General features: G+C 72.1%; 1 protein-coding gene. It reads right to left on the bottom strand.

What is annotated here, in order from left to right; all coding sequences use genetic code 11:
• The coding region (locus AC1DUE_RS20650; RefSeq protein WP_477041267.1) for a zinc ribbon domain-containing protein at window positions 1-384 on the bottom strand (384 nt) is incomplete at its 5' end.

The following is a 384-nucleotide window of genomic DNA, read 5'->3' on the forward strand; positions in this document are numbered from 1 at the left end:
TTACAGGCCCGACTCCGCCGTACGGACCAGAATGCGGTGGCAGTTCTCGCAGCGCAGCACCGTGTCCGGGGACGCCGCCTTCACGTCGTTGACCTCGGTGATGTTCAGCTCCAGCCGGCAGCCCTCGCAGCGGCGCTGGTAGAGGCGGGCGGCGCCGACCCCGCCCGACTGGGCGCGGAGCCGGTCGTACAGCTTGAGCAGGTCCGCCGGTACGGAGCCGGCGACGAGCTCGCGCTCCTTCGTGACGGTCGCGGTCTCGTCGTCGAGAGCCTGCGTCGCGGCGTCCCTGCGGGCCGTCGCGTCGTCGACCTTCGCCTGGACGGCCGAGACCCGTGCGGTGAACTCGGTGACGCGCTCCTGCGCGGACTCGCGGCGCTCCATGAC

Source organism: Cellulomonas sp. P4_A2 (genome assembly GCF_056402515.1).